Origin of the sequence: Barnesiella propionica, from assembly GCF_025567045.1 — a bacterium.
Classification (GTDB): Bacteria; Bacteroidota; Bacteroidia; order Bacteroidales; family Barnesiellaceae; genus Barnesiella_B; species Barnesiella_B propionica.
In genome coordinates, this window is record NZ_JAOQJK010000007.1 from 129,270 (window position 1) to 142,685 (window position 13,416).

11 protein-coding genes and 1 pseudogene are annotated in these 13,416 nt (G+C 40.7%); 9 read left to right on the top strand and 3 right to left on the bottom strand.

Features of this window, described 5'->3' with window-relative positions:
* The first annotated feature begins 23 nt into the window (after positions 1–23).
* The 9 genes and pseudogenes from OCV73_RS10695 to OCV73_RS10735 all read left to right on the top strand — a co-directional run bounded on the left by OCV73_RS10695 (position 24) and on the right by OCV73_RS10735 (position 11,424).
* Positions 24–3,205 (top strand): annotated as a pseudogene (locus OCV73_RS10695) (TonB-dependent receptor).
* Between the two features lie 545 nt (positions 3,206–3,750).
* On the top strand, positions 3,751–5,136 hold the full coding sequence (locus tag OCV73_RS10700) for a DUF4836 family protein (RefSeq protein ID WP_147552053.1): 1,386 nt from the start codon (positions 3,751–3,753) through the stop codon (positions 5,134–5,136).
* 6 nt (positions 5,137–5,142) lie between these two features.
* Complete coding sequence (locus tag OCV73_RS10705) at positions 5,143–5,787, top strand: ATP-binding cassette domain-containing protein (RefSeq protein WP_147552055.1); 645 nt, start codon at positions 5,143–5,145, stop codon at positions 5,785–5,787.
* Positions 5,784–6,980: an ABC transporter permease gene (locus tag OCV73_RS10710; protein ID WP_147552057.1), complete on the top strand. Its 1,197-nt coding sequence runs from the start codon at positions 5,784–5,786 to the stop codon at positions 6,978–6,980. The genes OCV73_RS10705 and OCV73_RS10710 overlap by 4 nt, the downstream gene beginning before the upstream one ends.
* Positions 6,981–7,008: 28 nt before the next feature.
* Positions 7,009–7,134: a hypothetical protein gene (locus tag OCV73_RS10715; RefSeq protein ID WP_256435672.1), complete on the top strand. Its 126-nt coding sequence runs from the start codon at positions 7,009–7,011 to the stop codon at positions 7,132–7,134.
* Positions 7,135–7,411: 277 nt separating this feature from the next.
* Positions 7,412–8,578 (top strand): AIR synthase related protein, encoded by a 1,167-nt coding sequence (locus OCV73_RS10720; protein ID WP_147552059.1) that lies wholly within the window; start codon positions 7,412–7,414, stop codon positions 8,576–8,578.
* Positions 8,579–8,703: 125 nt separating this feature from the next.
* Complete coding sequence (gene udk, locus OCV73_RS10725; protein WP_147552061.1) at positions 8,704–9,315, top strand: uridine kinase; 612 nt, start codon at positions 8,704–8,706, stop codon at positions 9,313–9,315.
* Positions 9,316–9,328: 13 nt separating this feature from the next.
* Entirely contained in the window at positions 9,329–10,720 is a 1,392-nt protein-coding gene (locus OCV73_RS10730) for an MltF family protein (protein ID WP_147552063.1), read from the top strand.
* Between the two features lie 161 nt (positions 10,721–10,881).
* Positions 10,882–11,424, top strand: a complete 543-nt coding sequence (locus OCV73_RS10735) for a DUF3332 domain-containing protein (RefSeq protein ID WP_147552065.1) — start codon at positions 10,882–10,884, stop codon at positions 11,422–11,424.
* A gap of 193 nt (positions 11,425–11,617) precedes the next feature.
* Here the strand turns inward: OCV73_RS10735 and OCV73_RS14580 are convergent, their stop codons facing one another.
* The 3 genes from OCV73_RS14580 to OCV73_RS10745 form a co-directional block, all read right to left on the bottom strand.
* Positions 11,618–11,707: an NTF2 fold immunity protein gene (locus tag OCV73_RS14580; RefSeq protein ID WP_147552067.1), complete on the bottom strand. Its 90-nt coding sequence runs from the start codon at positions 11,705–11,707 to the stop codon at positions 11,618–11,620.
* A gap of 275 nt (positions 11,708–11,982) precedes the next feature.
* On the bottom strand, positions 11,983–12,543 hold the full coding sequence (locus OCV73_RS10740) for a hypothetical protein (RefSeq protein ID WP_147552069.1): 561 nt from the start codon (positions 12,541–12,543) through the stop codon (positions 11,983–11,985).
* A gap of 233 nt (positions 12,544–12,776) precedes the next feature.
* Positions 12,777–13,334, bottom strand: coding sequence for a hypothetical protein (locus tag OCV73_RS10745; RefSeq protein WP_147552070.1), 558 nt, complete (start codon positions 13,332–13,334; stop codon positions 12,777–12,779).
* Positions 13,335–13,416 lie beyond the last annotated feature (82 nt).

Here is a 13,416-nt window from a genome sequence, read left to right on the forward strand (position 1 = left end):
ATTTTGATACAAAAAATCAAACTATGAAAACGTATATACGAAAACTGTTTATTACAGTAGTGCTTTTGACTTCCGTTATTGGACTGAATGCGCAAGTCACCACCGCTACTATAAGAGGCAGAGTAACTGATGTCAATAGAGAACCTGTCACAGGGGCCAATGTCTTAGCTGTTCACGAACCATCAGGTACTCAATACAGTGCAACGACTAATGCTGAAGGGCTATATACCATTCAAGGAATGCGTTCGGGAGGGCCCTATAAAGTCGTCGTTTCATTCATTGGTATGAATTCTGATGAAACCAAAGGCGTTACCCTTCAATTGGGTGAGGCTTTCAGGCACGACGTAGAATTAATGGAATCGGCCGAACTGCTTGATGAAATCATTGTTACCGGGAAAGCCGGTATCGATGCTACCAAGACCGGAGCAGCAATGAATGTTACTTCCGTCGAAATCAACCGCATGCCGTCCATTACTCATGGCATTGCGGATGTAATCCGTATGAATCCGCAGGTACGGGTCGCAAACGACGGCGCTATGTATTTCCTTGGTATGAACAATCGTTATAATAGTTTTCAGGTTGACGGTGTCATGAATAATGATGTATACGGGCTGGCTGCCAATGGCTCTAATGGCGGGCAGGCCGGCACACAACCGGTATCGATGGAAACTGTCGAACAGATCCAGATAAACGTTACTCCGTTTGATATCCGGCAATCAGGCTTTACCGGTGGTTCAATTAACGCTATTACCAAATCCGGTACTAATGAGTTCCACGGTACAATCTACGGCTTCGGTAACAATAAGTGTCTTATAGGTCGCAAATACCGCATGATGAACGGAAAAATCAGCGAAAAGTATCCGGCTCAACATGAATACCAAGCCGGAGTAACACTGGGTGGCCCGATCGTCAAAAACAAATTATTTTTCTTTGCTAATTATGAGAAAGCCCACAAGACTTTCCATAACCCTTATGCTATCGGTAATTCAGCCTCCCGAATCGATGCGACGACAGCTACCGCCATTCTTCAAAAATTGCAGGAAATGGCTACAGAACAAGGAATAACTTACAGCGGAAGTCTGGGTGATGCAGACGTTTATACGAAATCGGATAAAGCAGGCTTCAAATTAGATTGGAATATGAACGACAAGCACAAGGCTTCATTCCGTTGGAGTCTTGTTTCAGCCAGGCAAGTCAGCAGTGCCAGTTCGGCAACTTACCTCAACTCTTCCGATTACAGTTACGACTTTATATCCGAGACCAACTCGTTTGTAGGAGAGTTACAGAGCCGTTTATCCGATAACTTGAATAATGAAATGCGTGCCTCTTACGTGCGGGTACGCGACAAACGCCAACCGGGTGCTCCCTTTCCTATGATTCAGGTCAGCAACGTGGGCGATGGAACATTGAACCTCGGCAACGACCGTTCTTCTATGGCAAATTCACTGAATGAAGACATTTGGTCGTTTACTGACAATCTCACGTGGTACATCGGCAGGCATACATTTATCCTCGGCACACACAATGAATTTTATAAGTTCTCCAATTTATTCATTCAGGATGCTTATGGCTCCTACTTTTTCGGCAGTCCGGATGACTTCTATGCCGGCAACATCAAGCAATACCGCTTTGCAGAAGCCAATGTAGCAATAACGGGTAATCCTCGCTGGGCAGCGGCTTTTAGTGCCGGTATGCTGGGGTTCTATGCACAGGATAATTACAGTGCAACGGATAATCTGGATTTGACCTTGGGAGTACGCATGGATATTCCTCTTTTCTTCGATACCCCGGTTGAGAATGCCCCATTCAATGAATTCATGGCATCCAAAGGGTGGGAATATAAAACGAACTCCAGGTTGGGCAGCACTCCCTTGTTCTCTCCCCGTTTCGGTTTTCGATGGAACATGAATGATACCCGCAGGTACATACTACGAGGTGGTGTAGGCATCTTCACCGGACGTATTCCTTTTGTGTGGTTAAGCAACAATTTCTCCAATACCGGCATTCAGCTTTCAGCTTACAGCGTCAGTGCAGATTCCAATAATCCGGATGCTACCAAAGATTTGTCTGTTATCCTTGACCCGACAAAACAATCTCAAAATGCAGACAAGCTGACGGCCAGTGGCTCCCAGACAATCAATGTTTTCGATAAAGATTTTAAATTCCCTCAGAGCCTGCGTGCCAATCTCGCTGTCGATTTTGAACTGGGTGGCATAGTGTGGACGGCAGAAGCCATCTATTCGAAGATACTGAATGATATCGCCTATCAGAATCTGGCAGTAGATTTGACGGGAAAGACCTTAGGAGAAACAACTCCCGGTCTGGGTTTTGACCAGCGTCCGATGCTGAGCAAGATTGCCGGAGCAGAAACTTATAGCGGTATCTACGCCCTTTCCAATACCAGCAGAGGATACACATACAATTTGTCATTGACAGGAAAAAGGAGTTTTGATTTCGGTCTGGACATCATGGCATCTTATACTTATATGAAATCCAAGGCGCATAACAACGGAACTTCATCCGTTGCCCAATCCAACTGGCAATATAACTATACTTTCGGGAACCCGAACTCGGATGAACTGGCTAATTCTTCATTCAATATACCTCATAGCATCCGTGCGTCTGCATTCTATACCAAGAAATGGAAAGCAAATCAAGCTACAACCGTCGGCTTAATATACAACGGCAGCAGCGGTATATCCTATTGTGTTTGCTATAACGGCGATTTGAATGGCGATACCGGGTACAACGACCTGATATATATTCCTACAGATGCAGATGCAGATCAAATGAACTTTACCGCAACTTCGTCCTACACTTCAGAGCAACAAAGAGAAAATTTCAAAGCTTGGCTTGCAAATGACGATTATATGAAAAAACATCGCGGCGAGTACTTCAAGCGTAACGTAGACAATGAAAAGTTCGAACATCATTTCGACTTGCATTTATCTCATAGGATAAACTTGATGATTGGGAAAAGTATGCGCGGATTAGAAATTTCATTGGATATCATAAACATCGGCAATATGCTGAATAAGAGTTGGGGACGTACTTCTGCCTCCAACGGCTATTATAATCCTGTGACTTATAACGGAACGGAAATGGTTATTTTCAATTCCTTCACGACGCTGATTACAAATTACATTCTTACAACGATTATTATTCCCGTTGGAGAGGTCAGATTGGTATGAGATTTTTATTCTGATGACATTCTAAATATATGATAACAATGGAACTACCACATTTTTTGTCTTTTATAGGGAAGCTTTCCGTCTCTGGATTATTATAAATTCATCGGTCATTAGCCTAAGGATTTGTGGAAAATCAATTGTAGCTGAATTATTTTAGAGGCTTCTTTATCCCGTATTCTCTTAATGTGAATTGAATATACCATAAATATAACGTGTTAATTGATTAAACATTAGCAGGTATGAATTTACCAGTATGGAAGCCAGCATGATAAGAGTAGGGGAGCCCAACTAAAATTTTTTTTCGGGGATTAGAGTAAAAAACCTGTACGGCTAAATCAAACTATTGCCCTATTTTGCCAATAGATTAACTTGTTACTAATTTTTTTCTTTAAAAAGAAAGGAATCGTTTTTCGAAATATTCCTTTTTCTTATTGAAGGGACAGGGAGAAATTCTGTTGGATAATTTTTCTGTAAAAAAATATACCGGTTAAAATTAATCGATAATATACAGGGTAAGTAGTAAATTTCTTACATTTGTGAATGTTATAAAAAAATAGCGATGAAAAAATCCCTTTATGTGTATTTCTTCGGAATTATGATGTTCCTGCTGATGGCCTCCTGCAATAAAAACGATTATCGTAGTTCTGTTCCCCGCGAGTCCTCCTGGGTGTTATCTGTCAATATGTCTTCGGTAGAGAAAAAGATACAGAAAGAAAATACGCTTATACAAGATTTTTTGTCACGACAGATGTTTTGGCCAGCTTGTGTTTCCGGACTGATTTTTAACCCTGGAACAGGTGGCTTATCGGATGACGCTCCTTTGATATTCTTTCCGGAAAAAGGAATGGGTGCGATTATGTGCCTGGCCGAGGTCAAAGACGACAAGAAACTGGAAGAATACTTAAAGGGAAATGATTGCTCAATGACATTGAAACAGGAGAAGAATTTTATGTGGGCGTATGACGGTAAATCCAATTATTGTGCATATACGGGTGACAGAGCTTTGTTCTTTCGGGCTCCGGATATTAAAGAAGGAATGGAGCAAGCTGCAAAGTTGCTAAGCCTGAAAAAAGATAAAAGTATTCTGGCCGATACGGTTGCTGCCCCCCTGCTCAGGGCTGAGGACGATATGACATTATATGCAGTACCTTCCAGAATGTTTGCCGGGAGGAATGACCGTTTTTTGTCCGATTTATTGCCCCAGGGATTCGACATTGCCTCTTTGTATGAAATTTGCCGGCTGAATATCGGGAAAGACCGTATCCATGTTCTTTCTGATTTTTCTTCAAATAATGCCCGGACCAGAGCCATTCTGAAAGAATATGCCGGCGTATTGAAACCGGCTTCAGGAGATTTGTTACGTTATGTTCCGGAAAATATGCAATCGGTAATATCTGTAGGAGTAAATAGCGAAAAGCTGTATGAACTGATGACTCATTGGGGAGGGATTATAGAAGGTATGGATGAAATGTTCGGAGATGCACGGGGAATGATAACCTCACTTACCGGAGATGTACTGATTGCTTCTTCGGTGAACGGCCGCGGCCCGGCTGGTTCTTTCGTATTATGGGCAAAGGTCAAAAGCTATGCTTTACCGAATGCATTGATGCGTACGGCATCTGTTTTCGGGGCCTTGCGCAATTATGGTGATTATTACGGATTGTCCTATGGTGACGACTATTATTTCGGAGTGAAAGGAAATAATTTTTTTATTACGAACGACCGTTCTTTCGCGTCGGTTCCTGTAGCAGGATATGAACCTTCGGCTGCAGCAGCTCCGTATGCTTCGGTATTTAGAGATTCTCCTTTATCGATGATAATGAACTTCGAAGACGCTGTAAATGCCGGGTTTCCGAAGGATATGCCGGTTTCTTATATAGAATGCCGTAAGACTAATGCCGGAGAAGAGATTACTATGTTTTTAACTCCGGGAATCTTAAATTGAAATAAGATGGAATGTATTGCTTTAAAGCAAATGATACCTGATATCTTCGCATTGAACGGAGTTCCGGGATCGGATATATGGGAACAGGACATTTTGTTCCGGAAAGGAAAATGCTATTTAGTCGAAGCTGCTTCGGGAACGGGAAAGACCACTTTGTGCAGTTATATTTACGGATATCGTAATGATTATAGAGGAACGCTTTTATTTGATGAACGGGACAGCCGTACTTTGTCGGTGAACGAATGGTCTCTTTTACGGAGGCAATCGGTTTCGCTGTTATTCCAGGATTTGCGTTTATTTTCCGAATTAACGGCGGGCGAGAATGTGCAGCTTAAGAATAATCTAACTTGCCGTAAAAGCGAAAAAGAATTAAAATCGCTTTTTGAGAAAATGGGTATTGCCGGTAAATGGGATAGCCTTGTGGGACGTCTGTCTTTCGGGCAGCAGCAAAGGGTTGCCTTTATTCGTGCCCTGTGCCAGCCGTTCGATTTTATATTTTTAGACGAACCGGTCAGCCATCTGGACGACAGTAACAGCAAAATAATGTCGGAATTATTGTTCGAAGAAGCCGGAAACAGCGGAGCGGGGATAGTCGTTACTTCTGTAGGGCGGCATTTGGAATTGAATTATGATAATATTCTGAGGTTATGAAAATCGTGTGGAAGTTGTTGCGGAAGCATATCAGTCCTGTGCAATTTGCGGGATTTTTCTTTGCCAATCTGATCGGTATGATTATCGTTTTATTCGGAATACAATTCTATTTCGATGTCCGTCCGGTGTTTGACGGGGATGACGGATTGATAAAGAAAGATTATCTCATAGTTTCCAAGCGGGTCAAGGTTCTGAGTGGTTTGACTGGAGGAAACAGCGGGTTTACGGCAGAAGAATTACAAGCGTTGCGGGAACAACCGTTCGTAAAGTCGATAGGAGAATTTAAGACAGGAGATTACAAGGTTATGGCCTCTGTCAATATGGGAAGCTCCGGCCTCGATCTTTCTACACAGCTTTTTTTCGAGTCGGTTCCCGATGAGTATGTGGATGTCCAAAGCGGAGAATGGCGTTTTGGTGAACGCAACGATTTTATTCCCATCATTATTCCCAAAAATTATCTGAATCTTTATAATTTCGGTTTTGCACAGTCCCATAGTTTGCCCCAGCTTTCCGAAGGTGTTTTAGGTATGGTGAGTTTGCTTGTTACGGTAAGCGGTAATGGAGAGAGCAGATCGTTTACCGGACGTATAGTAGGATTCTCGAACCGGTTGAATACGATCCTTGTCCCACAAAGTTTTATAGACTGGAGCAATTCCCGTTTCGGCGGTTCCCGTCCCAAAGCTCCTTCCCGTCTCATTGTCGAAGTGGATAATCCGGGAGATTCCGCGATATCATCTTATTTTAGAGAACATGCACTTGAAGTAGAAGGTGACAAGCTGGATGCCGGAAAAACTAATTATTTCCTGACGATCCTGGTCGGTATCGTATTGTCGGTCGGTTTACTGATAAGCATCCTGTCCTTTTTCCTTTTAATGCTCAGTATCTATTTACTGTTACAAAAGAACACACAGAAACTTGAGGATCTGCTTCTGCTGGGATATACGCCGGGGCAGACGGCACGGCCTTATCAGATACTCATACTTGTGATGAACGCAGGAGTGCTGCTCCTGTCGTTTATAGCGGTATCGTGTATCCGGTTGAAATATATGTCTATGCTTACGGCTTTCAGTGCACAGGAATCCGGCAGTATGCTCCCTTCTGTGGTTAGCGGCGTGTTTTTGTTCGGGATAATATCGGTTATAAATATTTATGCGGTAAAGCATAAGATAATGAATTTGTGGATTCGAAAGTAATTTTTCGATTGTACGGATTATACGCATTATGCGAAAAACCCGTGTTTGTTCCGGTCGTCTGGATAATATCAGGCGGAAATGTGCGGGTGGGGCCGGAGCCGCCGATGAAAAGTGCCGGATAAATATTATGCCTGCCAGTACCGGAGAATCGTAAGATTATAGAACTCATTATCCCTTTGGAGATTGTGCGCCCAGGATATATAAGAAATAAAGTTTTGTTGAAATAACTGTTGGGGGGGACGGGAAAATAACTTTTTATCTTTTTATTTTTTATATTGGTCCGATACCGCTTTTTATATCCGGCTCCTGTAAAATGCCGAATAAATCTTACTTCTATTTTGTACCGCTTTCGGGCGGAATTATGGATTTGTTTTATTGCATGACTCTGAAATTTGCACTATTTTTGCAGAAAATAACAACTATACTTCATCATGAGCGACCAACGTTACAACCTTCGCGGGGTTTCCGCTTCGAAAGAAGACGTGCATAATGCAATCCGGCATATCGACAAAGGTATTTTTCCACATGCGTTTTGTAAAATAATACCCGATATATTGGGTGGTGATCCCGAATATTGCAATATTATGCATGCGGACGGGGCTGGTACGAAATCTTCGTTAGCTTATATGTACTGGCGGGAGACGGGCGACCTTTCCGTATGGAAAGGCATAGCACAAGACGCTCTTATCATGAACATCGACGATCTTTTATGTGTAGGTGCTACGGACAATATACTGGTATCATCTACCATAGGACGTAATAAACTCCTGATTCCAGGAGAAGTGATTTCCTCTATCATCAACGGAACCGAAGAACTTTTGGCGGAGCTTCGCGGGCTGGGAGTAAATGCCTACGGAACCGGAGGGGAAACAGCCGATGTGGGAGACCTTGTACGTACCATTATAGTAGATAGTACGGTAACGTGCCGCATGCGCCGTGACGAAGTCGTTTCGAACCATCGTATTGCTGCCGGAGACGTAATTGTGGGAATGTCTTCTTATGGACGGGCAACTTATGAGAAAGAATATAACGGAGGTATGGGAAGCAACGGACTGACTTCGGCCCGTCATGATGTATTCTCTAAATATCTGGCCGTTAAGTACCCCGAAAGTTATGACGCCGCCGTACCCGGCGAGCTCGTTTATTCCGGCGGAATGAAATTGACGGACGCAATCGAAGGCCTGGATATCGATGCCGGTAAGCTGGTGCTTTCTCCTACGCGTACTTATGCTCCTGTTATTAAGAAACTTCTGGACATTATGCGTCCCCGTATTCATGGTATGGTACATTGTTCCGGAGGGGCGCAGACCAAGGTCATGCATTTTGTGAAAAACCTGAAGATCACGAAAAACAATCTTTTTCCGGTTCCTCCGTTGTTCCGTATGATCCGGGAACAATCGGGTACCGACTGGCAAGAAATGTATAAAGTATTCAATATGGGACATCGTATGGAAGTATATGTTTCTCCGGAAGATGCACAATCCGTCATAGACGTCGCCCGTTCTTTCGGCATAGATTCACAAGTTGTAGGATTCGTGGAAGAGTCCGACAGGAATATACTCGTCATTGAGTCGGAAGAAGGGCGTTTCGTTTATTGACCGCAGAACCCTATATTTTTACCTATATAGTTCGTCACCGTAAAAAATTATTATATTTGTATTATCGTTTTCGCAAATCAGTTGTCTGCAGAAAATAACCTTATAAGGAATAATATTTTAACGATATGATTATTATTGGAATAGCCGGTGGTACCGGTTCGGGAAAAACAACAGTAGTACGTAAAATCATTCAGAGCCTGCCCGAAGGCGAGGTAACGGTTATTCCCCAGGATTCTTATTACAGGGATAATAGCCATATGCCATTGGAAAACAGGCTTAAACTCAATTTCGACGAACCGGCGGCAATAGAGTTCGAGTTGCTGGTAAAACATCTTAAAGAACTGAAAGCCGGGCGGCCTGTGGAACAACCGATTTATTCCTATCTTACCTGTACCCGTTCTATCGAAACCATTACGATAGAACCGCGCGATGTGATCATTGTCGAAGGAATTCTTATCCTGTGCGATCCCGAACTGAGAAATATGATGGATATGAAAGTCTTTGTAGACGCCGACGGTGACGACCGCCTTATTCGTGTAATGAACCGGGATATTATTGAGCGGGGGCGTACTGTGGAAATGGTGATAGATCGTTACGAGAAAGTCCTCAAGCCGATGCATTTGCAGCATATAGAACCTACCAAACGGTATGCCGATCTTATTATTCCGCAAGGAGGAAATAATACGGTCGCTATAGATATTATGACTAATTTTATCTCTCATAAATTAAATAAATAATCCTCTCCTGCCTATGAAGCATAGGGAAGCATGCTCTATCTTTCTGGTATTACTGGTCTCTTTTTTTTTCTCCTGCGGAGGAAATAAAAGCGTTCCCGGAGCTAAAGCCGATGATTTCGATTCCATACGGGCTAAAGATACCCTGAATGTACTTACACTTTACAGTTCAACATCTTATTTCCTGTATAAAGGCGAGGAAATGGGTTACGAATACGAGCTTATCCGAAAATTTGCACAAGACCACGATTTGGTACTGAATATGGTTATTGCCCGTAATATGAGCAATATGATAGATATGCTGAACCGCGGGGAAGGAGATATTATCGCTTATGATGTCCCCATCACGGGCGATACGAAAGATGTGGTAATGCACTGCGGGCAGGAGATGATCACGCATCAGGTGTTGGTGCAACCCGCTGGAAAAGGAGTGAAGCTCGTAGATAATGTAGTGGAACTGGTAGGTAAGGATGTATATGTCGAGAAAGATTCGAAATATGAAGACCGTATAAATAACCTCAATGACGAGCTCGGAGGAGGTATCAGGATACATCATATAGACAAAGACTCTGTCGTTACCGAAGAGCTTATTGAAATGGTGGCAGACGGAAAGATACCGTACACACTTGCCGACAATAATCTGGCACGCCTGAATAAAACTTATTACAACAATATAGATATTCATCTTAAAGTCAGCTTTCCCCAGCGTTCTTCCTGGGCTGTAAGAAAAAATTCTCACGGACTGGCCGGCGCCGTAAACGAATGGGTGAAAGAGAATAATAAGTCCGATTCGTATAAAGCGATAACGAAACGTTATTTCGAATTAAGCAAGAACCTTCCTCACAATGCCGTTTTATCATTCGGGAAAGGACAGATATCTGTTTATGATCATCTATTTAAAAAATATGCCGGAGATATAGGGTGGGATTGGAGGCTGATAGCATCTCAGGCATACAACGAATCCCATTTCGATACTACGGCAGTTTCCTGGGCCGGGGCACGCGGACTTATGCAACTGATGCCCAGGACAGCGGCTGCATTCGGGGTTTCGCCTGCGGAGATAACGAATCCGGAGAAGAATATAAAAGCTGCGGTAAGGAGTATGAAAGTGCTCGATAAAAGTTTCTCGAAGATCAGCGATCCCCAGGAAAGGATAAAATTCATACTGGCAGCCTATAACGGAGGTATCGGGCACGTGTACGATGCCATGGCGTTGGCGGAAAAATACGGAAAGAATCCTTATGTATGGGATGGAAATGTAAGAGAATTCATTCTGTTGAAGAGCAATCCGGAATATTTCAACGACGAAGTGTGTAAGTTCGGATATTTTAAAGGACGGCAGACGACAACGTATGTTTCCGAGGTCCTTCGTTATTACGACATGTATAAACAAAAAATCCCTTATTAGTGTTGTTTCTTGTGGATGAATAATTTTGCATCGGCGATATCTTGGATAAATCGTTGAGAAAATACATTCCAGGATTGTTTCTCTGGAATAATTCACTAAATTTGTACTTACGATTGTAAACATTTAAACCTGAGAAATAAACATTTTAAAAAATTTGCATTATGAAAAAAAGTAAACTTACCGTAGCTGCTGTTATCCTTAGTTGCAGCCTGATGTTCTCGTCGTGTATAGGGTCTTTTTCACTGACTAACAAATTGTTGGGATGGAATGGAAATGTAAGCAGTAAATTTGTTAACGAGCTGGTATTCGTTGCTTTCCATATCGTTCCTGTATATGAAGTTTCTGTTCTGGCGGACATATTGGTTCTTAACAGCATAGAGTTCTGGACCGGTTCTAGTCCCGTTGCTGCCAATACGAAATATATACAAGGAGAAAACGGACAATATCTGGTCGTTACGGATGAAAACGGCTATACGATTACCAACGAAGCCGATAATACCACCATCAGTTTTGTATTCGACAAGGCCGATAATTCCTGGTCGCTGAATGCAAACGGTGAAACTACCAAGTTCATGACTTTTGTTGACGATAATCATGTTAAGATGTATAATCCTGCCGGAGAAGATATGATCGTAGAACTTTCACAAGCCGGTGTAATGGCTTATCAGGAAGTAGCGCAGCATGTTAATCTGGCGTTGAAATAAAAACAGGTTCCGATTACTTCGGACAAATAAATAAACCGCCGTTACGGAATTTTCCGTAACGGCGGTTTATTGGTTGGAAAAGATAAGAAAATTTATTTGGTATGTATAACCTTTAATACCTCTCCGTTACTTTTTTTATTTACATATATGCAGTTCCTCTTGAATGTTTTTTAGGTAGATACCCTTCTATGATTCAAATGTCGTTCTTCTGATTTAGTGAGAAAGGTTTTTCTTTTTCAATTATATCATTTCCATATATTCGTTTTAATATAATTTCAGCCATTTGAAATGTGCTGTTTCATACCGTCCTATGGCTGGCAATCTTCCATATCAATGTAATTATTTAATGACATTTGTTCGTAATATAATCGGGAATATGATGTTTTTCTTATTTTGCGCTGGGAAGTATCGGTATTATGCATGCAACTAATAATATGGTCGCAAACGTTATTATATATAAAGTGGACTTGCTTATGATAAATGAAAGCTCAGGGTTTGTTCTGCTAAGGTTAAGTTTATACAGATTATTCTTGTGAGATAAACGGTGGCAATTATATTTTATTCTTTTCTTATATATACGCAGTAATTATCCTTATACGTATTGATATATTTATGTATATTAAAATCTTTGTCGTAAAAAAAGATTTCTTTATAAGTTGTGTCAATAGTACTTTGTTTTACAGTTACATACTCTTCTCCTTGTTTCTTAATAATATAACGGCAGTCGGCGTATGAATAAATTCGTACAACCGGAAAAATTTCTCTTGCGGATTTATAAATAAAAGAAGTGTCATTTAAAAAGAATGTTGGAATGGAATCTATTTTGAGAAATTCCCCGAAGTCATTACTCCTATGTCGTTTTTCCCATAAATTATTGCCAATTCTGAAATAAAGGCTTTCGTAAACTGTCATATTCGATATATGGGTTGAGATTAATATACTGTCTTGAGAAATTTTTTTAATAACTATGCTATCTCCGATCATTCTTTTTTCAGTAACATGAGAACTATCCGGTTCGTAATATAATACATAAGATGTTTCTTTGCTTAATTTGTTATTGCAAGATAGAGCAAATAGTCCTATCATGACGAAGAACAGAGTTTTGATATAAGTTTTCATAATATAATTATTTATACAAAATGTTTGCTTCTTTTTGTGCCATCTCTCTTTCTCCCAACCATTGTTTGAATGCCGGTCTGTCTTCGGGCAGCGCATAAAAATTTACCTGTGAGCTCATAATCTTAAAAATTTATTTGTTATAGGAAACGAATTCCACTTTTACGTTTTCTACTTCCTTGTTCTATGTCTTTTATGGCATCTCTTTCCCTGATTACATGTGTGCCGTTCTTGTTTTATTCTTTTCTTATATATACGCAGTAATTATCCTTATACGTATTGATATATTTATGTATATTAAAATCTTTGTCGTAAAAGAAGATTTCTTTATAAGTTGTGTCAATAATACTTTGTTTTACAGTTACATACTCTTCTCCTTGTTTCTTAATAATATAACGGCAGTCGGCAAATGAATATGCTAGAACAATAGGAATAAATTCTAATGCAGATTTGTAGAAAAAAGAAGTGTCTTTTGTAGAAAAAGTTATTATCGAATCGATTCCTAATATTTCTCCGAAATCATTACCTCTGTAATGCCGTTCGACCAAATTACCATTATGCAAAAAGAATAAATTTTCTTTATAATCACCATTTGAATATTTTAAAAACAACATGCTGTCTTTTTGATAATATTCGATTATTATACTATCTCTGGGAAATAGATTGTCAGAAACAAAAGAACTATCTTCATTAAAAGATAATAAAAAAGATTCTTTTTTTCTTAAGCTGTTATTACAACATAATAACAAAAGAGCAACGATAATAGATAAAATAATATTATTATAAGTTTTCATGATATAATTATTTATACAAAATGTTTGCTTCTTTTTGTGCCATCTCTCTTTCTCCCAACCATTGTTTGAATGCCGGTCTGTC